17 protein-coding genes are annotated in these 21,124 nt (G+C 60.0%); 9 read left to right on the top strand and 8 right to left on the bottom strand.

The annotated features are described in order from the left end of the window. The first annotated feature begins 186 nt into the window (after positions 1-186). The 7 genes from JFT87_RS05955 to JFT87_RS05925 all read left to right on the top strand — a co-directional run bounded on the left by JFT87_RS05955 (position 187) and on the right by JFT87_RS05925 (position 7,532). Positions 187-1,428, top strand: a complete 1,242-nt coding sequence (locus JFT87_RS05955; RefSeq protein ID WP_201199679.1) for an SfnB family sulfur acquisition oxidoreductase — start codon at positions 187-189, stop codon at positions 1,426-1,428. A gap of 20 nt (positions 1,429-1,448) precedes the next feature. Then, positions 1,449-2,642 carry an SfnB family sulfur acquisition oxidoreductase gene (locus JFT87_RS05950; protein WP_201199678.1) on the top strand — a complete coding sequence of 398 codons (1,194 nt, stop codon included), beginning with the start codon at positions 1,449-1,451 and terminating at the stop codon, positions 2,640-2,642. After that, positions 2,642-4,000: an LLM class flavin-dependent oxidoreductase gene (locus JFT87_RS05945; protein WP_201199677.1), complete on the top strand. Its 1,359-nt coding sequence runs from the start codon at positions 2,642-2,644 to the stop codon at positions 3,998-4,000. The genes JFT87_RS05950 and JFT87_RS05945 overlap by 1 nt, the downstream gene beginning before the upstream one ends. Before the next feature lie 192 nt (positions 4,001-4,192). Then, positions 4,193-5,002 (top strand): MetQ/NlpA family ABC transporter substrate-binding protein, encoded by an 810-nt coding sequence (locus JFT87_RS05940; RefSeq protein WP_201199675.1) that lies wholly within the window; start codon positions 4,193-4,195, stop codon positions 5,000-5,002. 2 nt (positions 5,003-5,004) lie between these two features. Beyond that, a complete protein-coding gene (locus JFT87_RS05935; protein ID WP_201199673.1) occupies positions 5,005-6,126 on the top strand; it encodes a methionine ABC transporter ATP-binding protein in 1,122 nt (373 codons plus the stop codon). Continuing rightward, on the top strand, positions 6,116-6,760 hold the full coding sequence (locus JFT87_RS05930; RefSeq protein ID WP_201199665.1) for a methionine ABC transporter permease: 645 nt from the start codon (positions 6,116-6,118) through the stop codon (positions 6,758-6,760). The genes JFT87_RS05935 and JFT87_RS05930 overlap by 11 nt, the downstream gene beginning before the upstream one ends. Positions 6,761-6,905: 145 nt before the next feature. Further along, positions 6,906-7,532, top strand: coding sequence for a class I SAM-dependent methyltransferase (locus JFT87_RS05925; RefSeq protein WP_201199663.1), 627 nt, complete (start codon positions 6,906-6,908; stop codon positions 7,530-7,532). A 1-nt stretch (position 7,533) separates the two neighbouring features. On the opposite strand, the gene JFT87_RS05920 is transcribed toward JFT87_RS05925, so the two are convergent. The 4 genes from JFT87_RS05920 to JFT87_RS05905 form a co-directional block, all read right to left on the bottom strand. Further along, the gene (locus tag JFT87_RS05920; RefSeq protein ID WP_201199661.1) at positions 7,534-9,786 is read right to left on the bottom strand and encodes a glycoside hydrolase; all 2,253 of its coding nucleotides are present in this window, start codon (positions 9,784-9,786) and stop codon (positions 7,534-7,536) included. Positions 9,787-9,876: 90 nt separating this feature from the next. Next, positions 9,877-12,942 carry an efflux RND transporter permease subunit gene (locus tag JFT87_RS05915; RefSeq protein ID WP_201199659.1) on the bottom strand — a complete coding sequence of 1,022 codons (3,066 nt, stop codon included), beginning with the start codon at positions 12,940-12,942 and terminating at the stop codon, positions 9,877-9,879. After that, the gene (locus JFT87_RS05910; protein WP_201199657.1) at positions 12,939-14,006 is read right to left on the bottom strand and encodes an efflux RND transporter periplasmic adaptor subunit; all 1,068 of its coding nucleotides are present in this window, start codon (positions 14,004-14,006) and stop codon (positions 12,939-12,941) included. Before JFT87_RS05910 ends, JFT87_RS05915 begins: the two co-directional genes overlap by 4 nt. Then, positions 14,003-15,106: an efflux RND transporter periplasmic adaptor subunit gene (locus tag JFT87_RS05905; RefSeq protein WP_201199655.1), complete on the bottom strand. Its 1,104-nt coding sequence runs from the start codon at positions 15,104-15,106 to the stop codon at positions 14,003-14,005. The genes JFT87_RS05910 and JFT87_RS05905 overlap by 4 nt, the downstream gene beginning before the upstream one ends. A 344-nt stretch (positions 15,107-15,450) precedes the next feature. Between JFT87_RS05905 and JFT87_RS05900 the strand changes: the two genes are divergently transcribed. Both JFT87_RS05900 and JFT87_RS05895 read left to right on the top strand, forming a co-directional pair. Beyond that, the gene (locus JFT87_RS05900) at positions 15,451-16,422 is read left to right on the top strand and encodes an IS110 family transposase (protein ID WP_201199653.1); all 972 of its coding nucleotides are present in this window, start codon (positions 15,451-15,453) and stop codon (positions 16,420-16,422) included. A gap of 46 nt (positions 16,423-16,468) precedes the next feature. Further along, positions 16,469-17,629, top strand: coding sequence for an AAA family ATPase (locus tag JFT87_RS05895; RefSeq protein ID WP_201199651.1), 1,161 nt, complete (start codon positions 16,469-16,471; stop codon positions 17,627-17,629). A 133-nt stretch (positions 17,630-17,762) separates the two neighbouring features. Here the strand turns inward: JFT87_RS05895 and JFT87_RS05890 are convergent, their stop codons facing one another. The 4 genes from JFT87_RS05890 to JFT87_RS05875 are packed head-to-tail and all read right to left on the bottom strand — an operon-like array spanning position 17,763 to position 20,728. Continuing rightward, entirely contained in the window at positions 17,763-18,647 is an 885-nt protein-coding gene (locus JFT87_RS05890) for a transporter substrate-binding domain-containing protein (RefSeq protein ID WP_201199649.1), read from the bottom strand. Then, entirely contained in the window at positions 18,644-19,426 is a 783-nt protein-coding gene (locus tag JFT87_RS05885) for an amino acid ABC transporter ATP-binding protein (RefSeq protein WP_201199647.1), read from the bottom strand. The genes JFT87_RS05890 and JFT87_RS05885 overlap by 4 nt, the downstream gene beginning before the upstream one ends. Beyond that, a complete protein-coding gene (locus JFT87_RS05880) occupies positions 19,423-20,082 on the bottom strand; it encodes an amino acid ABC transporter permease (protein WP_201199639.1) in 660 nt (219 codons plus the stop codon). Before JFT87_RS05880 ends, JFT87_RS05885 begins: the two co-directional genes overlap by 4 nt. Beyond that, a complete protein-coding gene (locus JFT87_RS05875; protein ID WP_201192451.1) occupies positions 20,063-20,728 on the bottom strand; it encodes an amino acid ABC transporter permease in 666 nt (221 codons plus the stop codon). Before JFT87_RS05875 ends, JFT87_RS05880 begins: the two co-directional genes overlap by 20 nt. Between the last annotated feature and the right edge of the window lie 396 nt (positions 20,729-21,124).

Raw genomic sequence — 21,124 nt, 5'->3', positions numbered from 1 at the left:
TAAAAGTTAGTTTATTAATTATTTATACACGCTTAGGGTATATGCACCGGACCACCGGACATTCTTGTTATTCGTTCGCCGCATTGATTGCGGCGTTTCCATGAGATGTGAGGTAGGTATGGTCCGGAACACAATCACCCCAGTGCAGAACGCCAGGGCATTGCGTGCAGCCAAGGAGTGGCGCTGATGTCCAATCTGGCAGATGCAATCGTCCAGAGTGATCTGGATATCGCCCCCCTATTGTTGCCCGCGCAGGTTTTGCGCAACGACGCACAAGCCATCAAGGCTGCCCACGAACTGGCGCAAGTCGCCCTTTTGCAAGCCGCCAAACGTGACCAGCAGCGCAAGCTGCCGTGGTCGGAAATCGAACAATTCACCCGCAGCGGTCTGGGCAGCATTGCCATCCCGCGCGAATACGGTGGCCCGCAGGTTTCGTTCGTCACTATTGCCGAGGTGTTCGCGATCATTTCTGCGGCCGACCCGGCACTCGGGCAGATCCCGCAGAACCAGTTCGGCATCCTGAACCTGGTACTCGGCAGCGCCACGGAATCGCAGAAAAAACAGCTGTTCAAAAGCGTGCTCGAAGGCTGGCGCATCGGCAATGCCGGGCCAGAACGCGGGACCAAAAACACCCTCGAACTCAAGGCACGGATCACTGCTGACGGCGACGGTTTTGTCGTCAGCGGCCAGAAGTTCTATTCCACCGGTGCGCTGTTCGCTCACTGGGTAGCGGTCAAGGCGTTGAACGATGACGGCAAGCAAGTGCTGGCCTTCGTCCGCCGTGGCACACCGGGTTTGCGCATCGTCGATGACTGGTCGGGCTTCGGTCAGCGCACCACCGCCAGCGGCACCATTTTGCTCAACAACGTGCGGGTCGACGCCGAGCTGGTGGTGGATAACTGGAAGATCAACGACAGCCCGAACATCCAGGGCGCCGTATCGCAACTGATTCAAGCGGCCATCGACGCCGGCATCGCTCGCGGCGCCATCGACGACGCCATTGAATTCGTGAAAACCCGCGCTCGGCCATGGATCGACGCCAAGGTCGAACGGGCCAGCGACGACCTGTACGTGATCGCCGACATCGGCAAACTGAAAATCGAATTGCACGCCGCTGAAGCGCTGCTGCGCAAGGCCGGGCAGGTGCTCGATCAGGTCAACGCCGCGCCGCTCACCGCCGAGTCCGCTGCCCGTGCGTCGATTGCCGTGGCCGAAGCCAAAGTGCTGACCACCGAGATCTCGCTGCTGGCCAGCGAAAAGCTTTTCGAACTGGCCGGCAGCCGCGCCACCCTTGCCGAATTCAACCTCGACCGTCACTGGCGCAACGCCCGCGTGCACACGCTGCACGACCCCGTTCGCTGGAAGTATTACGCCGTTGGCACCTACCACCTCAACGGCACGCTACCCGCTCGCCACTCCTGGATTTGACCAGACCTCTGGAGAAACACATGACTCTTTCTCACCACGTCGCGGTCATAACCAGCGATGAGCAAGCCCTGATCGTCGCCAGTGACCTGGCCGAAGATTTCAAACGCGACAGCGCCCTGCGCGACCGCGAACGTCGTTTACCGCACCCGGAACTGGAAGTGTTTTCCCGTTCGGGCCTTTGGGGCATCAGCGTGCCCAAGGAGTACGGCGGCGCCGAGGTTTCCAACGTCACCCTGGCCAAAGTGATCGCCTTGATTGCCCAGGCCGACGGCTCCCTTGGCCAGATCCCGCAGAACCATTTCTACGCCCTCGAAGTGCTTCGCGTGAACGGCAGCGAGGCGCAGAAAAAACGCCTGTACGCCGAAGTATTGGCCGGCCAGCGCTTCGGCAATGCCCTCGCCGAACTCGGCACCAAAACCGCCCACGACCGCGTCACCAGCCTGAAGCGCGACGGTGACGGCTATCGCATCAACGGCCGCAAGTTCTACGCCACTGGCGCGATTTACGCCCAGCGCATCCCGACCTCGGTGGTGGATGAAAACGGCGTGCAGCAACTGGCGTTCGTGCCGCACAACAGCAAAGGCCTGACCGTCATCGATGACTGGAGCGGTTTCGGCCAGCGCACCACTGGCAGCGGTTCGGTGGTGTTCGAAGACGTCTACGTCGCCGCCGAAGACGTGATGCCGTTTCAAAGTGCCTTCGAACGCCCGACCACCGTTGGCCCGTTGGCGCAGATTCTTCACGCCGCCATCGACACCGGCATCGCCCGCGCCGCTTACGAAGATGCCTTGCACTTCGTGCGCACCAAAACCCGGCCGTGGATTGACGCCACCCATGAAAAAGCCATCGATGACCCGTTGACCATCAAGAGCTTCGGCCACTTGGCGATTCGTCTGCACGCCACCGAAGCGCTGCTGGAACGCTCCGGCGAATTCCTCGACAAGGCCCAGGCAGAGATGAACGCCGAGACGGTCGCAGCGGCATCGATTGCTGTCGCTGAAGCCCGGGCCATCAGCACCGAAATTTCCCTCGCCGCCGGCAGCACGCTGTTCGAACTGGCCGGCAGCCAGGCGACCCTGATCGAACACGGTCTGGATCGCCACTGGCGCAACGCTCGGGTGCACACCCTGCACGACCCGGTGCGCTGGAAGTATCACGCCGTCGGCAATTACTACCTCAACGATGAAAACCCGCCGCTGCGGGGGACGATCTGATGGCCGACGCCAAGAAAAAGATCCTGCTCAACGCGTTCAACATGAACTGCATCGGGCACATCAACCATGGCTTGTGGACGCATCCACGGGACAACTCCACCGAATACAAAACCATCGAATACTGGACCGAACTGGCTCAGCTGCTGGAACGTGGTCTGTTCGACGGTTTGTTCATCGCCGACATCGTCGGCGTGTACGACGTCTACCAGAACTCGGTGGACGTGCCGCTCAAAGAGTCGATCCAGTTGCCGGTCAACGATCCTTTGCTGCTGGTCTCGGCTATGGCCGCCGTCACCAAAAACCTCGGCTTCGGCCTCACCGCCAACCTGACTTACGAGCCGCCGTATCTATTCGCCCGACGCATGTCGACCCTCGACCATTTGAGTCGTGGTCGCGTGGGCTGGAACATCGTCACCGGCTACCTCGACAGCGCCGCCAAGGCCATGGGTCTGAGCGAACAAGTCGAACATGACCGCCGCTACGACCAGGCCGACGAGTACCTGCAAGTGCTCTACAAGCTCTGGGAAGGCAGTTGGGAAAACGGCGCGGTGCTCAACGATCCCAAGCAGCGGATCTACGCCCAACCGGAAAAAGTGCACAAGGTCGAACACAAGGGTGAGTTCTATCAAGTCGAGGGTTATCACCTCTGCGAACCGTCGCCGCAGCGCACACCGGTGCTGTTCCAGGCTGGCAGCTCGGATCGCGGTTTGCTGTTCGCCGGGCGCCACGCCGAGTGCGTGTTTATCAGCGGCCAGAACAAACCGTCGACCAAGGTGCAAGTGGACAAGGTCCGCGCCAGCGCCGTCGAGGCCGGGCGCAACCCTGAGGACATCAAGGTATTCATGGGCTTGAACGTCATCGTCGGCGCCACCGAGGAACTGGCCTGGACCAAGCACGCCGAGTACCTCAGCTACGCCAGTGCCGAGGCCGGTGTGGCGCATTTCTCGGCGTCTACTGCGATCGATTTTTCCCAGTACGAGATCGACGAACCGATCCAGTACGTGAAGAGCAACGCGATCCAGTCAGCCACCAAAAACCTGCAAAACAACGACTGGACCCGACGCAAATTGCTTGAGCAGCACGCCCTCGGTGGCCGCTACATCACCGTGGTCGGCTCGCCTCAGCAAGTGGCCGATGAGCTGGAATCGTGGATCGCCGAAACCGGGCTGGATGGTTTCAACCTGACGCGGATTGTCACGCCGGAAAGCTATGTGGATTTCATCGATTTGGTGATTCCGGAGTTGCAGCGGCGAGGGTCGTACAAGACGGCTTACGACAGCGGCAGCCTGCGCGAGAAGCTGTTTCACGGTGAGGCGCATTTGCCGGAGCAACACACAGGCGCAGCGTTCCGCCGCTGATCTCTGTGGCGAGGGGGCTTGTCGGATCGCCGCACCGTCCCGTTCGGCTGCGAAGCAGTCGCAAAACCTGCGCACCGGTTTTACCTGACACACCATTATTGAATGGTTTGGGGGCTGCTTCGCAGCCCAGCGGGAGCAAGCTCCCTCGCCACAAATGCGTGCACACATTAAATAATTGACTGGAAAGCCATGATGACCAAGAAACTCCTGACCCACCCAGTCAAAGCACTGGCCCTGGCCCTCGGCCTCTTCAGCTCCGTCACCTTCGCCGCCGAAGCGCCGCTGAAAGTCGGCACCACCGCCGCCTTCGCCATCCCGCTGGAAGCCGCCGTCGAAGAAGCCTCCAAACAAGGCCTGAAAGTCGAGCTCGTAGAGTTCAGCGACTGGATCGCGCCGAACGTCAGCCTCGCCGCCGGCGACATCGACGTGAACTACTTCCAGCACATTCCGTTCCTGGAAAACGCCAAGGCTGCCGCCGGTTTTGACCTGGTGCCGTTTGCGCCGGGGATCATCAATAACGTCGGCCTCTACTCGAAGAAATACAGAAGCTTCGACGAACTCCCGCAAGGCGCCACCGTCGCCATCGCCAACGACCCGATCAACAGCGGTCGCGGGCTGCAACTGCTGGCCAAAGCCGGGCTGATCACCCTCAAACCGGGTGTCGGGTACAAGGCCACCGAAGAAGACATCATCGCCAACCCGAAGAAAATCAAAATCCTCCAGGTCGAAGCCGTGCAACTGGTCCGCGCCTACGACGACGCCGACCTGGTCCAGGGCTACCCGGCCTACATCCGCCTGTCGAAGACTTTCGATGCCGGCTCGGCGCTGCTGTTCGATGGCCTCGATCACAAGGAATACGTGATTCAGTTCGTGATCCAGCCAAAAAGCAAAACCGACCCGCGCCTGATCAAATTCGTCGACATCTACCAACATTCGCCAGCCGTTCGGGCAGCGCTGGATAAGGCTCACGGCAAGCTCTATCAAGCTGGTTGGGAAAGCTGAAAATGACGGCCGCTATCCAACGGCGACTGGATATTCCAGAGCCCCACAATGCTGATCAAACTGAACTGCACCCGGAGCTCAACCGCGCCCATGTGCGCTTCATCGGGCTGGGCAAAACCTATAACGGCAAGCAAGGGCCGGTGGCGGCGTTGCATGGCATCGACCTCGCGATCCAGCGTGGCGAAGTGTTTGGCATCATTGGTCGTAGCGGTGCCGGCAAGTCGTCGCTGATCCGCACCATCAACCGCCTGGAACAACCGAGCACGGGCCGAGTGCTGATCGATCAGGTGGACATTGGCGAGTTCGATGAAGACCGTTTGGTGGCGTTGCGTCGGCGGATCGGGATGATCTTTCAGCACTTCAATTTGATGTCGGCCAAGACCGTTTGGCAGAACGTTGAGTTGCCGTTGAAAGTAGCGGGGGTGCCGAAGGACAAGCGCGAAAAGAAGGTCCGCGAACTGTTGGAACTGGTGGGCCTTCAAGAGAAGCACAAGGCTTACCCGGCGCAGCTTTCCGGCGGGCAGAAACAACGCGTTGGCATTGCCCGCGCGTTGGTGCATGACCCGGAGATTTTGCTGTGCGACGAGGCGACTTCGGCGCTTGATCCAGAGACTACTCAATCGATCCTCGGCCTGTTGCGCGAGATCAATCAGCGCCTGGGTTTGACCATTGTGCTGATCACCCACGAGATGGCGGTGATTCGCGATATCTGCGACCGGGTCGTGGTGCTCGAACACGGAGGTGTCGTCGAGCAAGGGCCGGTGTGGGAAGTCTTCGGCAACCCGCAGCATGAGGTCAGCAAGACCTTGCTCGCACCGCTGCAACACGCCTTGCCGGAAGAACTGCAAAGCCGTTTGCGCGCGCAACCACAATCCTCGGATGAGGCCGTAGTGCTGCGTTTGCGATTCACCGGCAGCGCGACGGATGAACCGGATCTGGCGGCGCTGTTCGCCGCGCTCGGAGGCCGCGTGCGCCTGCTTCAGGGTGGCGTCGAGCGGATTCAGGGTCATGCGCTGGGGCAATTGCTGTTGGCGGTGACAGGCTCGTCCCTGGGCGCCGAGGAATTGCGTCAACGTGCCGGCAACTGGGCGCAACAGGTGGAGGTGCTGGGTTATGTGGTTTGATCGCTTGCTTCAGGGTTTTATCGACACCTTCCTGATGGTTGGCGTGTCGTCGCTTATCGCGCTGCTGGCAGGGATTCCGATGGCGGTGATTCTGGTCACCAGCGACAAGGGTGGCATCTACGAAGCGCCCCTGCTGAACCTCGTATTGGGCGCGTTCGTGAATCTGTTTCGCTCGATTCCTTTTCTGATTTTGATGGTGGCGCTGATTCCGTTTACCCGGCTGATCGTCGGCACCACCTATGGTGTTTGGGCGGCCGTCGTTCCGCTGACCATTGCCGCCACACCGTTCTTTGCGCGGATTGCCGAAGTCAGTTTGCGCGAGGTCGATCACGGGTTGATCGAAGCCGCGCAAGCGATGGGTTGCCGGCGCTGGCATATCGTCTGGCATGTGCTGTTGCCTGAGGCGCTGCCGGGGATTGTTGGCGGCTTCACCATTACGCTGGTGACGATGATCAACTCGTCGGCCATGGCCGGGGCGATTGGGGCCGGTGGGCTGGGGGACATTGCGTATCGATATGGGTATCAGCGCTTTGATAGCCAGGTCATGCTGACGGTGATTGTATTGCTGGTGGCGCTGGTGGCGGTGATTCAATTGGGTGGGGATCGGTTGGCGCGGGGGTTGGACAAGCGTTGAGCAAAGCGGGATTTATGCAGCGCTTTCGCAACCGCTCTCGCTAGAAGGCTAGCTCTCACCGTTGGAATGCGTTCCCCTGTGACAGCTAGCCCTCCCCGCTTGATGGCGTATATTCGGCAAACCCACATTGCCTGCGCAGCCGACCATGAAACAGACCCCCGACGACCTCCAGAAAATCACCGCCACCACCCTGGGCCATTACAACTCGGTGGCCGAAGGTTTTCGCGAGGGGACACGCGATCATGATGTGAGCCAGAACATCGACGCGTTGCTGCGGCACATCCAGGGTGAAGCGCCGTTCAGCATTCTCGATTTCGGCTGCGGTCCGGGTCGTGACCTGCAAACCTTCACGCGCATGGGCCACACCGCTGTCGGTCTCGATGGTTCGGAGAAGTTTGCGCAGATGGCCCGAGAGGACAGCGGTTGCGAGGTCTGGCAGCAGGATTTCCTGAAACTTGATCTACCGGCGGAGCGCTTTGACGGGATTTTTGCCAACGCGGTGCTGTTTCATATCCCCCGCCAGGAATTGCCTCGGGTGTTGACGCAACTGCACGGGGCATTGAAACCAGGTGGCGTGTTGTTCAGTTCCAATCCGCGTGGCGAGAATCAGGAAGGCTGGAATGGGCCGCGGTATGGGGCGTATCACGACTTACAGGCGTGGCAGGCGTTGCTGACCGAGGCCGGGTTTGTGGAGCTGGAGCATTACTACCGGCCGGCGGGGTTGCCGCGCGAGCAGCAGCCTTGGTTGGCGAGTGTTTGGCGTAAGCACTGAGTCAAGGCGAGGTCTGCACGCGGTAGTGACTGACCGCTCCTTCAGGTGTCACCACCGTGATGCTTGCGCCGGGCAAAGTCTGCCCGCGCACCTCGCGCGCAGCCTGATCAAAATTGGCCAGCAGCCGAGTGCCGTCCTCAAAAGAAGTCTGCTGCACTCGGCGGTCCGCGCTCAGCCATTGGAAATCAACGAGCGCCTGAGTCGCCAGACGTTCATGCAAGGGACGGAAAAACGCATCCTGCCGGGCAATCAACGGCAACCGCTGCGCAAGCGTCGCCGCACTCAGGTGATACAGCGGCGGCACGTTGTAAAGCAATTGCATGAGTTCGTTGTCCACCCGCACGTTGCTCAGCTTCAGGCTGTCGTACAACCAATGATGCGAGGTGATCACCGATCCGTGGAACACCGCCTGGTACAGCGGCAAACGGCTGGTCGGGTCAAAGTGGATGCGCCGATAGGGCTCTTTCATCGGCACGGACTTGAAGAACACTGCCGGTTGCTCCGGTGGATACCATTTGCCCGTGAAGTATTTCGATTCGGGGTTCTTGCTCATGTCGACATCGCCCCAACCGATGACTGGCGTCTGCATGCCATGTGTAAACAGCACCCCTTGCGCGGTGGTCGCATTACCATCCTCGGAACCGCTTGGCAGTTGCAACACCTGGTTGATCCAGCGTGACGCCAGGACTTTGCCCTCGGCGTTTTGCGCCTGGGTCATGCTGGCGCCGGGGCGATAGCTGTCGAACAGCATGCCGGTGGCGTAGGCATCGAGAAACCAGCTATTGAACCCGGTCTTGGCCTGCACGGCTTTGATGCGAGCCTCGAGCAACGGCCGCACGCAACGCGGATCGGTGTAATGCCCGGATTGCTGGAAACCGCTTTTGAAGGCGCCGCCGTTCAAGACAATCGCACACTCAAGATTGGCCCGTGAGCCGAGGTGCGCAGTGGTCCAGTCCGGGTTTTCAGTGGTGGTCAACGCCGTTTCATAAGAGTCGTACGGCGCCACCAGATAACCGGCGGCCACGCCTTGGCGTACCGTTTCGGGATGCCAAAGACCGCCCTCCCAGCCCTCACCGAGACCCAGCCACAGTCGTGACAACCCGGCCCTTTGCAATTGCGCCAGCGTCTCCAGCGACAGGGTGCTGCCCCACTGCTGCGGGTCGGCAGTCAAGGCGTCCGCGAAGGTATCGATGACTTGCGCCCGCAACTGTCCATAACCGTCTGCCAGTGCCTGCATGTCGGGCACGGCTCGGGCCTGCCAGGTTTTGCGCGCCTGAGTGTTCAACGCACGGTTGAAACTGCGCAACAACACGGTTTTCTGATAGCCATTCAACGCCGTTCTGGTGGCGAGAATCGGTACCGCTTCAGGGTCCATCGCAGCGCGCAATTCACTCACCAGCGCTCCAGGGCCGCGTAGCCCGTCGAGCAGCGCTGGCCAGTCGCGCACATCTTTTTGCCCCAGCAAGTCGTTGCCCCACAGGTAGACATGGCTCGCACCCAGCAATTTGCTCGCCTGCGGGGTCTGCTCAAGCTTGCTGCTCAAGGTTTCATAGCGCCCGTTATCGATAAGCCATTGTCGATAGCGTTTTGCGCCCGCCAACGGGTCCGTCGATCCCAGAAACAGGGTGAACGTCAGCGGCGTCGAAGGCTGCAGGGATGTGAATTGATGCCGCGCAGACAACGCCAAAACATCGCTTGGCGCGCTGAACAGCAGTTGATTGTTGTAGGGATTGGTCAGCAACCAGTTCAGGTTGAACCCTTCGTGCTGGACGCCCCACAGCGGCAGGCTGAGGTCCTGGGTGGTGTTGAACGCGCCCTGACTCGTCAAAAACTTTCGCCACACGGCGTCGCCACGGGGCACGTAATGCCCCTCGGCCAACGGCCAGATCAGTCCTTTGCCCATGGCTTCGGCGGGTTGGCGCAGGAACTCCAGCTCCGCAGGCTCACGCGCCGTGATCGAGAAGGACAGGTCGCGCTGATCCAGAGCAACACTGAGGGACCAGGCGCCCTCGTCCCATTGCCAGTCGATGCGATTGCCGCGTTGCACCTGCTCGCTGACCTTGTGGGCGACAACGCCCGCCGAGGCCTGAACGGTCGGACTGTCGGCCGGGGTGACACCCACAGCCAGAGTCGCGAGATCGATCTGCACCCGCCACAGCGAGTTCTCCAGCACGGTATCGGCCAACGCCGAAGGCGACAGGCACAGCGCGACGATCAACAGCACCGGGCGCATCCAGCAAGTAGCGATCGACATCAGACGTCCCTCTTCCAAATGGAGGAGGGACGTTAACGCATTACCCGTGAGCTGTAAGTCGGATCATTCCCAAAGGTGTAACAAGCAAAATCAATGGGACGCTGGCGATGAGTCCTTCTTCGGCTCGCGGATTTTGTACCAGGCCACATACAGCGCCGGCAAAAACAGCAGCGTCAGCAATGTCGCGATGATAATCCCGCCAATCATCGCGTAAGCCATCGGCCCCCAGAACACTTCCCGCGCAATCGGGATCATCCCCAAACTCGCCGCCGCCGCCGTCAGCAGAATCGGCCGGCGACGATGTTCCGTTGCTTTCGCCACCGCATCCCACGGCTCAAGGCCTTCCTTCTCCAGCGCATCGATCTGCGTCACCAGAATCACCGAGTTACGAATGATGATGCCGATCAGCGCCAGGATCCCGAGGATCGCCACGAAGCCCATCGGCGTGCCCGTCGGGATCAGCGCCAGCACCACGCCGATCAGCCCCAGCGGCGCAACACTCGCCACCAGGAACATCTTCTGCACGCTGTGCAGCTGGATCATCAGGAAGGTCGCCATCAAAAACAGCATCAACGGCACCACTTTGGCAATCGGCCCTTGGGCCTTGCCGCTTTCCTCGACCGTACCGCCAGTGGCGACCTTGTAGCCGACCGGCAGTTTTTCGGCGAAGGCGTCAATGGACGGTTTCAGCAGTTTCACCAGGTCGGTCGGCTGGATCTCATCGCGCACCGCAGCCTTGATGGTGATGGTCGGTTTGCGGTCGCGACGCCAGACCAGCGGCTGCTCCAGTTCATAACGAACCGTGGCGAAGGCCAGCAGCGGAATCGAGGTGCCGCCCGGCGTGACGATTTGCAGGTTTTGCAAGGTTTCCGGCGTACCGCGCTCGGCGTCTTCGGCGCGACCGACGACGTTGATCAGGTAGATATCGTCGTCCACTTGGGTGATCGGCGAGCCGACGACGATGCCGTTCATCAGGTTGGCCACGTCCTCCGACGACAGCCCCAGTTGCCGCGCCTTGTCCTGGGCGATGTCGATGCGCAGGACTTTGCCCGGTTCGTTCCAGTCGTAAATGATTTCGCCGATGTGCGAGTTTTTATCGAGCTCGGTGGCCAGTTCGATCGCGTGCTTGCGCACCTGATCGATGTCCTTGCCGCTGACCCGGTACTGAATCGGCCGCCCCACCGGCGGGCCCATTTCCAGCGCCTGGACGTAGCTGCCGATGCCGACAAAGTCTTTGCGCAGCCGCTCACGCAAGCGCTGGCTGAGCGCGGTGCGCGATTCCAGGCCTTTGCTGACGATCACCAGTTGCGCGTAGTACGGGTTCTGCAATTGCTGGTCCAGGGGCAGGTAGAAACGGATCGCACCTTCACCGATGTAGGTGCTCCAACGCACAATGTCCGGGTCGTCCTTGAGCGTGGCTTCGAGCTTGTCCACAGCCTTGCGCGTCTCGCCTATCGAGGCGTTTTGCGGCAGGTTGAGGTCGACGAGGATTTCCGGGCGGTCGGACGACGGGAAGAACTGGTTCTGCACAAATTGCATGGAAAATACCGACGCCACGAACAACGCAACGGTGATACCAATCGCCCACCAGCGATTGCGCATGGCCCAGAACATGCCGCCATTGAACGCCCGGCCGATGCGACCCGGCTCGGCGGAATGCGGTTTCACATTGGTGCTGAGGATGTGCACGGCAATTACCGGGGCAAACAGCACCGCGACCACCCATGACACCAGCATCGCCACGGCGATCACCGCGAACAGTGTGAAGGTGTACTCGCCGGCCGAACTGGCGTTCAAGCCAATCGGCACAAAACCGGCCACGGTCACCAGCGTACCGGTGAGCATCGGGAACGCGGTCGAGGTGTAGGCGAACGTCGCCGCCTGCTCCTTGGTCTCGCCCATTTCCAGGCGTGTGACCATCATCTCGACCGTGATCATCGCGTCGTCCACCAACAGACCGAGGGCGATGATCAACGCACCGAGGGAAATCCGCTGCATGGTGATGCCGCTGTATTCCATGAAGACGAAGACCATCGCCAACACCAGCGGAATCGAGCACGCCACCACCAGCCCGGCGCGCACGCCGAGGCTGATGAAGCTGACAATCAGCACGATCACCACCGCTTCGAACAACGCGCTGGTGAAGCCGCCGACGGCTTTTTCCACCACGTCGGCCTGGTCGGACACGTTGTGTACACCCACGCCCACCGGCAGGTCGGCGGTCAGGTCGGTCATGCGCTGATGCAACGCCTTGCCGAATTCCTGGATGTTGCCGCCCTTCTTCATCGCAATCGCCAGGCCGATGGCCGGGTGACCGTTGAAGCGAAATTCTGGCGTCGCCGGGTCGACGTAGCCACGGCTGATGTCAGCAATATCGGCCAGGCGATAGAAACGGTCGTTGAGCCGCAGGTTGACGTTGGCCAGGTCTTTCTCGGACGCAAACTGCCCGGAGGTGCGCACGGAAATCCGCTCCGGTCCGGCCTCGATCACCCCGGCCGGGGTCACGGCGTTCTGCGATTGCAGGCTCTGCACCACTTGGCGCTGATCGATGCCCAGCGCGGCGAGTTTGCGGGTGGAGAAATTCAGGTAGAGGACTTCATCCTGCTCACCGACCATCTCGACCTTGCCGAGCCCCGGTACATCGCGGATCGCCGCTCGCACCTGTTCCACGTAATCGCGCAACTGGCGCATCGACAAGCCGTCGGCGGTGAAGGCGTAGATCGAACCGAACACATCGCCGAATTCGTCGTTGAACCCCGGCCCTTGCAGGCCTTTGGGGAAGTCGCCGCGAATATCGTTGATCTTCTTGCGCACCTGGTACCAGATTTCCGGAATGTCCTTGGCACTGGTGGTGTCGCGCAGGTACACGAACACCGTCGATTCTCCGGGTCGGGTGTAGCTTTTCACGTAGTCGAGGGAGTCGAGTTCTTCGAGTTTTTTCTCGATGCGGTCAGTGACCTGCTTAAGGGTTTCTTCCTGGGTCGCGCCCGGCCAGCGGGTCTGTATGACCATGGTTTTGATGGTGAACGAGGGGTCTTCCTCGCGGCCGAGGTTCATGTACGAGAACACGCCCATCAGCAGCGCAACGAACATCAAATACCAGACAAACGACTGATGCTTGAGGGCCCAATCGGATAAGTTGAAACTCCCTTTCATTGTGGGCTGCCCTCGTCGACTTTGACTTTTTGCCCGGGTTTCAGGCTGTTCACACCGGCACTGACCACACGCTCACCGGACTTCACGCCGTCGGCCAGCACCACCGTTGAATCGGTGCGGCTGATCAGGCTGACGTCCCTTGGGGCAACGGTCTGGTTCTGCGGATCAATGATCCAGATGCGGGTTTTGCCATCGACCTCTTGCAGGGCGCTGAGCGGTAATTCGATGCGCGGTTTGATCGCCGAGCTGAGGGTCACGCTGATCGCTGTGCCGAGGCGAAAACCCGGCGGCGTATCAGCCAGGGTCAGCCGGGCGCGACGTGTACGGGTAGCACTTTGGGCCTGGGGTTCGATTTCGCGGATGGTCGCGGTGCTGGTGATGCTCGGGTCCAGTTGCGCTGCGACCTGGAACACCACGTCCGTTGGCAACTGATCGACCAAGGTGTCGGGCAGGTCGATCACCGCTTCCTTGATATCCGGTTGCGCCAGGGTCACCACTTGCTGGCCGGCGGTGACCACTTGCCCGGCTTCGGCATTCCACGCAGTGACGATGGCTTTGTGATCGGTGCGCAGTTCGACGTAGTTGAGCTGGTCCTTGGCCTGGCTGACCGAGGCCTTGGCCTGATCGAGGGACGCCTGAGTGGTTTTCAGGTCGGTCTGGGCGATGTCCAGTTGCGCCTGGGCGCCGACTCCGCGATTGAACAGTTCTTGCTGGCGTCGGGCGCTGGCCTGGGCATTGATGAATTGCGCCTGGATGCGTGCCAGATCGCCTTCGGCCGAGCGCAATTGGTTCTGCTGATCGGTAGGGTCGAGGGTGGCAAGCAAGGCGCCCTTCTCGACTTCAGCGCCGACATCGACATTACGGCTGGCGATACGACCCGGCACGCGAAAGCCGACATTGCTTTCGTAACGGGCCTGGATGCTGCCGGCGAAGCGTCCGAGCTCTTCCTGATTCAACGCTTTGACTTCGATGGACAACACCGGACGCACCGGTTCGGGCGGCGGTTCTTTTTTTGAGCAGGCTACCAACAGCAGGCCAGCGGACAACAGCATCAGGCGCTTCATGGCTGGGCTCCTGGTGCCAAATCCTTATAGGTGTTTTCGGCGATCTCGACTTTCATTCCCGGGTGCAACAACTGGCCGCCGGCGATGATGACTTTTTCGCCACCCTCCAGACCGCCGCTGATGATCACTTTGCCGGTCAGGTAGCGGCCAACGGTGACAGTGTGCAATTGGGCTTTGCCGTCAGCGTCCACTAGCCACACGGCCGGGTCACTGAGGTTTTTGGTCAGGGCTGACCAAGGCAATTCCACGGCGGATTTGCCCGGTGTCTTGGCGGTGGCGCTGACCACCGAACCGAGTTGCATGCCTTCGGGCAATCCATTGAGGGTGACTTTGACCTGCACGGTGCCGGTCTGCGCGGACACCGCCGGGGTGATTTCCCGAACGGTGCCGGTGGTTTTGATCGCGGGGTTGTCGAGCAGGCTGACCACCACCGATTTATCCGAGGGCGGCTCGGCCAGCAGCGATTCGTAGACGTTGAACACCGCGTCGCGCTCACCGTCCCGGGCCAGGCTGTAAATCGGCACCGTGGCTTGCACCACCTGGCCGACTTCGGCCTGGCGCGCGGTGATGATGCCTGGCGCATCAGAGATCAGCGAGGTGTAGCTCAGTTGTTCGCGGGCATTGGCCAGTTGCGCCTGGGCGGCGGTCAGGGCGCTCTGGCTGCTGCGCAATGCGGCTTGGGCGGCATCGTATTCGCTTTGGCTGGTGTAGCCCTTGGGCAGGAGTTTTTGCTGGCGGACAAACGCGGCGGCGGTCTGTTTGACGCGCGCCTGTTCGGCGACGACTTGGGCCTGGGCTGAATCGACGTTGGTCTGCAGGTCTTTCGGGTCGAGTTTGGCGAGCACTTGTTTGGCCGACACCCGGTCACCGACATCGACCATGCGCTGGATGATCTTGCCCCCCACGCGGAACGACAACTCGGTCTGCACGCGGGCCTGGACGTCGCCGGTGAGGGTCACCGAAGCGGCGTAATCCGCGGGTTTGACGGCTTGCACGAAGACACGCGGCAGGTCTTTCTCGACCGGTTTTTTATCGCCGCAGGCGGACAGCAGAGCGAAGACGCCCAGGCCCACTATTATTTTCAACCCGGTACCCGCCATGCAGACTCCTTTTCGTTGTACGAACGTGCAAGTGACGATACGACTGTGAGCTTAGAACAGGGTTCAACGTTCGCTCGTATGATGCTGAATTTACCGTGGCAGCTCCTTGTATCTCGACTATCGCTCCGTCAGGAGCGATAGTTCTCGACTGATCATCGAGGGAGGGACTTGGAAGCCGTGCAGCTCCTTAGGCTTTTTGCCTGTGATGTAGATCGTGCTCCTGCCCTCCACACTCACTCATATAGTTCGAACGGTATCTTGGGCCCGTCTTTGGCGAGAGCCCGCATTCGCAAGGTTGGACAGAGTGCAGTGATGATCGAAAACGGATCAATGGAGAGACAGTCATGTCCAATTTCGTCGGCGTCGATATCGCTAAAAACACCTTTGATATCGCCACCCACCTGCCAAACGGTAAACACAAAACCAAAGCCAAACTGGCCAACGACCCGAAGGGTTTCAAAGAGTTTGAAGCTTGGCTGAACAAGCAGGTCGAGCCTTCGTCCCTGATCGTGATGGAAGCCACCAGCGTGTATCACCTGGAACTTGCCGAGTTTGTTTACAACAGGGGCTACCGGGTCTGTGTTGTAAATCCGTCCACGACCAGCGCTTACGCCGGCAGCGAGTTACGCCGGATCAAAACCGACAAAAGCGACGCCAAACTGATCGCTGACTTTGCTCGGGAAAAGGCTGAGAAGCTTCAACTGTGGGCGCCGGAGCCGTTGAAGTATCGCCAGCTAAAGGCGATGGTGCGGCGGTTGGACGACCTTCAGGAGATGGAGCGAATGGAGCTCAATCGACTGGATGTGTCCGACGAGAAGGTCAAAGACTCGATCAACTCTGTGCTGCGCCACATCGAAAAAGAGATCGCTGAAACGCACAAGGCGATCAAAAAACACATCGACGATGACCCGGACATGCGCCAGATGCGTGACTTGATCGTCACCATCGACGGCATCGGACAGAAAACGCTTGAACGGCTGCTGGCCGAACTGGGCGACCTGCGCAAATATGACGATCCTCGCAAACTGGTCGCTGCCGCTGGGTTGAACCCAAAGCTTCAGGACTCAGGGGTGCTCAAGGGGCGAACTGTGATTTCGAAGATCGGCTCGGCACGGGTTCGGGCTGGTCTGTACATGCCAAGCTTGGTGGCGCTGAAGCACAACGAAGCGATAATCGCCATGAAGGATCGCCTGAAGGCCAACGGCAAGGCTCCCAAGCAGATCATCTGTGCAGCGATGCGCAAGCTGCTGCATTTCGTTTACGCCGTTCTAAAATCGGGCCAACCATTTGACCCGAAATTTGCACTTGCCCGATGAGGGGCAAGACGGTATCTGCAGTGGTCGCCTCAAGAGAAGGAATTTCATGCTCAAAACCCTCGCGGTGGCCAATTACCGCTCGATCAATAAATTGGTGATCCCGCTGGGTCGGCTGAACCTGATCACCGGCCCCAACGGCAGCGGCAAGTCCAACCTCTACCGCGCGCTGCGCCTGCTGGCGGAAACCGCTCAGGGCGGCGTGGTCAATGCGCTGGCCCGTGAGGGTGGGCTGGATTCGACGTTCTGGGCCGGCCCGGAAACCATCACCCGGCGCATGCGCAGTGGTGAAGTTCCGATTGAGGCCAGCGTGCGTCATGGCGTCAAACGCTTGCGCCTGGGGTTTGCCGCTGAGGACTTCAGCTACGCCATCGCCTTGGGCCTGCCTGAAAAAACACTGTCGTACTTTTCCATGGACCCGGAAATCAAAAAGGAATGCATCTGGTCCGGACCGTTCTACCGCCCCGCCAGTCTGCTGGTGGACCGCGAAGGCCCGATGATTCGCGCCCGTGAAGGGCGCAACTGGGACGTGCTGGCCCAGCACACGCCGAATTTTGACAGCTTGTTCGATCAGGTCGGCAGCTTTCGCACCTCACCGGAAGTCATGCAGCTACGTGAGTTCATCCGCCGCTGGCGCTTCTACGATCACTTTCGCAGCGATGCCGATGCCCCGGTGCGCCAGCCGCAACTGGGCACTCGCACGCCGGTGTTGCATCACGACGGCCGCGACCTGGCTGCCGCGTTGCAGACCATTCGCGAAATCGGTGACCCGGACGCCTTGCAGGCCGCCATCAGCGATGCATTTCCCGGCGCGCGATTGAACATCGCGCCGTTGCAGGGCGGACGGTTTGCGATTGAGTTTTATCAGGAAGGGTTGCTGCGGCCGTTGTCGGCGGCGGAGTTATCGGACGGGACGTTGCGTTATTTGCTGTTGGTCGCGGCACTGTTGACGCCTCGGCCGCCGACACTGATGGTGCTGAACGAGCCGGAAACCAGTCTGCATCCGGACCTGCTGCCGGCGTTGGCGCGGTTGATTATCCGTGCGTCCGAGCAGTGTCAGGTGTGGGTGGTGTCCCATGCGCGGCGGCTGATCTCGGCGTTGCAGGAAGATCCGGAGTGCAATTGCATTGTGCTGGAGAAGACATTGGGTCAGACCGGGATTGTCGGGCAACGGATGCTGGATGAGCCGGCGTGGTATTGGCCGGATTGAGCGGCGCCTGATAAACCGCTTTCGCGAGCAAGCCCGCTCCCACAGTTGACCGAGTTGCCCAGGCGGACGCGGTCCAATGTGGGAGCGGGCTTGCTCGCGAAGGCGACGAAAGATCACCGCATCGGTCAGGTCATCACCCCTGCCACTTCCCACCCTCAACAATCACGCTCTCAGGCTTGGTGTCATCGCTCAGTTCTTTACGCACGTACTGGTCGTACAGCTTGAGCAGATATTTCTCTTCACCCAACTTCGCCAACTCGGTATTCACCCAGTCCCGCAGTTCGATGTTGCCCTTCTTCACCGCCGGCGCAATCGGTGCCTCTGCGCCCAAGGTCTGCTCCAGCACACGGTAGCCAGGGTTTTGCTTGGCCCAACTGAACAGCACCAGATTGTCCTGGGCATAGGCATCACCACGACCATTGGCCAGGGCTTGCAGGGACTCGGAGTTTTTCTCGAACTTCAGCAGTTTCCAGTCCGGATGGTTTTTGGTCAGCCAGATATCGGCCGTGGTGCCAGTGGTGACGATGGTGGTGCGGCTCGCCAGGTCATCAAGATTTTTCACCGAGCTGCCCTGCGGCACGAGCGCCTGCACCGCAACCTTGAGGTTCGGGTTGGTGAATTCCACCGCTTCCTTGCGCTCCGGGGTGACGGTCATGTTGGCCAGGATCAGGTCGACCTTGTCGCTTTGCAGGAATGGAATCCGGCTGGCCGGTTCCACCGCGACGAACTCGACTTTGTTTTCATCGCCGAGCAAATCCTTGGCGAATTGACGGCCAATGTCGGTATCAAAACCAACGTAGCGCCCGGCCTCATCGACGAAACCGAACGGCGGTTTGTCGGTAAACACGCCGACGATCAACTTGTCCCGTGCCTTGATTTTTTCCAGGTAGCTGGCCGCCGGGGCCGCGCTGGCACTGGTGGCCGCTGGCTTGGCGGGTTCATCGGTTTTGTTGCAGCCGGCCAGCAGCGCGAGGCCGAACAGCGGCAGTAGCAAGAGTGAAGACTTGGCAGTTTTCATAGCAGTTCCAGTTCCTTTGTTTGAGTCTTTTTGGGCAGGGCTTCGACGTAGGAGAACTTCTCCAGGAACTGCTGCGCTCGTGCGGTTTGCGGGTTCGTAAAGAAAAGCTCGGGAGGGTTTTGTTCGAGGATGCGCCCGGCGTCCATGAACACGATGCGGTCGGCCACCGCCCGGGCGAAGGCCATTTCGTGGGTGACGATCAACAGCGTCATGCCTTCGCGGGCCAGGCCCTGAATCACTTCCAGTACTTCCTTGACCAGTTCCGGATCAAGGGCGGCGGTGACTTCATCGAACAGCATGACGTTGGGGTTCATGCACAGCGAGCGGACGATGGCGATGCGTTGCTGCTGGCCACCGGAGAGCTGACGCGGGAAGGCGTCGCGCTTGTCCAGCAGGCCGACGCGCTCAAGCAACGCTTCTGCCTGGGCACGAGCCTCACGGCGTTCGCGCTTTTGTACTTTGAGCGGGCCGAGCAACAAGTTATCGAGCACGTTCATGTGCGGGAACAGGTGATAACTCTGGAACACCATGCCTATCTGCTGCCGCACATCACGCCAATCGGTGCCCTTGTCCAGCAGCTCGCGGCCGTTGAATTTCAAGCTGCCGCTGTGGGCGACTTCCAATCCGTTGAGGCAGCGCAGCAAGGTACTTTTGCCACAGCCGCTGGGGCCGAGGATGACGATCACTTCGCCTGACTTTACTTGCAGGTCGATCTCGTTGAGCACCTGCTGCTCGCCGAAAAACTTGTTGAAACCCTTGAACTCGATCAATGCGCTCATGCTTGCGTCCAGCGCCGCTCCAGCACGCGCGAAGCGGCCGACAGCGGGTAGCAGATGAAAAAGAAAAACAGAAACAGTGCGCCGTAGATCAGCACCGATTCGTAAGTACGCTCGATGATCTGTTGGCCGACCTTGATCACATCCACCACACCGATCAGCACCGATAGGGAACTGGTCTTGATGATTCGCGTGTAGACGTTGATGGTCGGCGGCGTCATTCGTTTCAGCGCCTGGGGCAACAGTACGTAGCCAAACAGTTGCGGGCCGTTCAGACCAATCGACAACCCCGCCTCACGTTGCCCGCGAGGCAACGAAAGCAATGCGCCACGGACCACTTCGCCCACCTCGCTGGCGCCCCACAGCGACAGCACCAGCACCGCGCACCAGAAGCTTGGAATGCTCAGGCCAAAGAAAATCGGCAGGCCGAAAAACAGCAGGTAGAGCCAGACCAACACCGGGATCGCCCGGAACAGCTCCAGATAGATCCGCAGGATCGCGTTCAGCCATTTTGAATTCAGTGTGCGCAACACGCCGTAGAGCACGCCGCCGACGGTGCTGATAGCGATGCTCAGAAAAGAAATCGATAACGTTTGCGCAGCGCCCTTGCCCAGTTGCGGCAACGACACCCACAGCAACTCAAGACCCGAACTGGCCATGCTGGAGCCTCCTTTCCAGACGGCTGAGCAGCAGCGACAGCGGCAAAAACAACAGCACGCAAATCAGCGTCAGCACGGCGAGCATTTCGTAGGTTTTGTAGTAGAGCGCGATGTAGCTTTTGGTGGTGTAGAGAATCTCCGGCACCGCCACCGCCGAGACCACGGTGGTTTCCTTGAGCAGGAAAATGAAATTGGCGAACAGCGACGGCAGGCTGAGAATCCCGGCTTGCGGCAGGATCACGTACCGCAACAATTGCCCGTGAGAGAGGCCAATGGAGCGACCGGATTCGAGTTGTGCTTGCGGTACGGCATCGACCCCGGCGCGCAGCACTTCGGTGAGGTAAGCGCCGCCGAGGAAGGTCATGGTGATAATCGCCGCCGCGAACCCGGAAACGCTGATGCCCAGGGCCGGCAAGGCGAAATAGACGAAGAACAGTTGGATCAACAGCGGCGTGTTGCGCGCCAGCTCCACGTACAGCCCGACCAGGCGCTGCAAGTAAGGCGTGCGCAACACCAGAATCGTCGCGTTGATCAGCGCCACCAGCAGCGAGGTGCCGATGGCAATGAAGCCAACCTGCAGCGTCACGCCCACGGCTTTGAGAAACGCCGGCAGGGTGCTGAGGATAAAAGCGTAATCGAAGGTCATTGAACATCCTGGACGCCGCTCGGTAAGCGACGGTGGTGCAGTCCATGGGCGGTGGATAACCACCCGGCAGGCACCGACTTTAAAGGTATAAAAAGAAGAATTTAAATACCGTTAAAGCATATTGATATCACGCAAAAAACTATCTCGTGGATTTGCGGCGACAAAGGAAGACGACTATTTTCCTTTGCACTGTAGGAGGGATCTTTTTTTCAAAAAGTCCCTCCAAGGACGGACAGCTTTTGGCCAGACTCCCCGGCCAAACCATCACAAGGAAGAGAAAAATGGCTGACGTAAAAGTGCCGCAGCGGCTGGACCCGCAAGACATCGTGAAGTTGTTGGTGGCGTTACGCAGGGCGTTGAAGGCTCAAGTGGCCTGAGAATCAAGAGCACCCTCAC

The organism is Pseudomonas sp. TH15 (assembly GCF_016651105.1).
Taxonomy (GTDB): domain Bacteria; phylum Pseudomonadota; class Gammaproteobacteria; order Pseudomonadales; family Pseudomonadaceae; genus Aquipseudomonas.
This window is presented reverse-complemented; position numbering and strand designations above follow the sequence as displayed.

Coding starts and splice junctions, on each gene's coding strand:
- JFT87_RS05955 (WP_201199679.1), top strand. CDS start 187: ATGTCCAATCTGGCAGATGCAATCGTCCAGAGTGATCTGGATATCGCC.
- JFT87_RS05950 (WP_201199678.1), top strand. CDS start 1,449: ATGACTCTTTCTCACCACGTCGCGGTCATAACCAGCGATGAGCAAGCC.
- JFT87_RS05945 (WP_201199677.1), top strand. CDS start 2,642: ATGGCCGACGCCAAGAAAAAGATCCTGCTCAACGCGTTCAACATGAAC.
- JFT87_RS05940 (WP_201199675.1), top strand. CDS start 4,193: ATGACCAAGAAACTCCTGACCCACCCAGTCAAAGCACTGGCCCTGGCC.
- JFT87_RS05935 (WP_201199673.1), top strand. CDS start 5,005: ATGACGGCCGCTATCCAACGGCGACTGGATATTCCAGAGCCCCACAAT.
- JFT87_RS05930 (WP_201199665.1), top strand. CDS start 6,116: ATGTGGTTTGATCGCTTGCTTCAGGGTTTTATCGACACCTTCCTGATG.
- JFT87_RS05925 (WP_201199663.1), top strand. CDS start 6,906: ATGAAACAGACCCCCGACGACCTCCAGAAAATCACCGCCACCACCCTG.
- JFT87_RS05920 (WP_201199661.1), bottom strand. CDS start 9,786: ATGTCGATCGCTACTTGCTGGATGCGCCCGGTGCTGTTGATCGTCGCG.
- JFT87_RS05915 (WP_201199659.1), bottom strand. CDS start 12,942: ATGAAAGGGAGTTTCAACTTATCCGATTGGGCCCTCAAGCATCAGTCG.
- JFT87_RS05910 (WP_201199657.1), bottom strand. CDS start 14,006: ATGAAGCGCCTGATGCTGTTGTCCGCTGGCCTGCTGTTGGTAGCCTGC.
- JFT87_RS05905 (WP_201199655.1), bottom strand. CDS start 15,106: ATGGCGGGTACCGGGTTGAAAATAATAGTGGGCCTGGGCGTCTTCGCT.
- JFT87_RS05900 (WP_201199653.1), top strand. CDS start 15,451: ATGTCCAATTTCGTCGGCGTCGATATCGCTAAAAACACCTTTGATATC.
- JFT87_RS05895 (WP_201199651.1), top strand. CDS start 16,469: ATGCTCAAAACCCTCGCGGTGGCCAATTACCGCTCGATCAATAAATTG.
- JFT87_RS05890 (WP_201199649.1), bottom strand. CDS start 18,647: ATGAAAACTGCCAAGTCTTCACTCTTGCTACTGCCGCTGTTCGGCCTC.
- JFT87_RS05885 (WP_201199647.1), bottom strand. CDS start 19,426: ATGAGCGCATTGATCGAGTTCAAGGGTTTCAACAAGTTTTTCGGCGAG.
- JFT87_RS05880 (WP_201199639.1), bottom strand. CDS start 20,082: ATGGCCAGTTCGGGTCTTGAGTTGCTGTGGGTGTCGTTGCCGCAACTG.
- JFT87_RS05875 (WP_201192451.1), bottom strand. CDS start 20,728: ATGACCTTCGATTACGCTTTTATCCTCAGCACCCTGCCGGCGTTTCTC.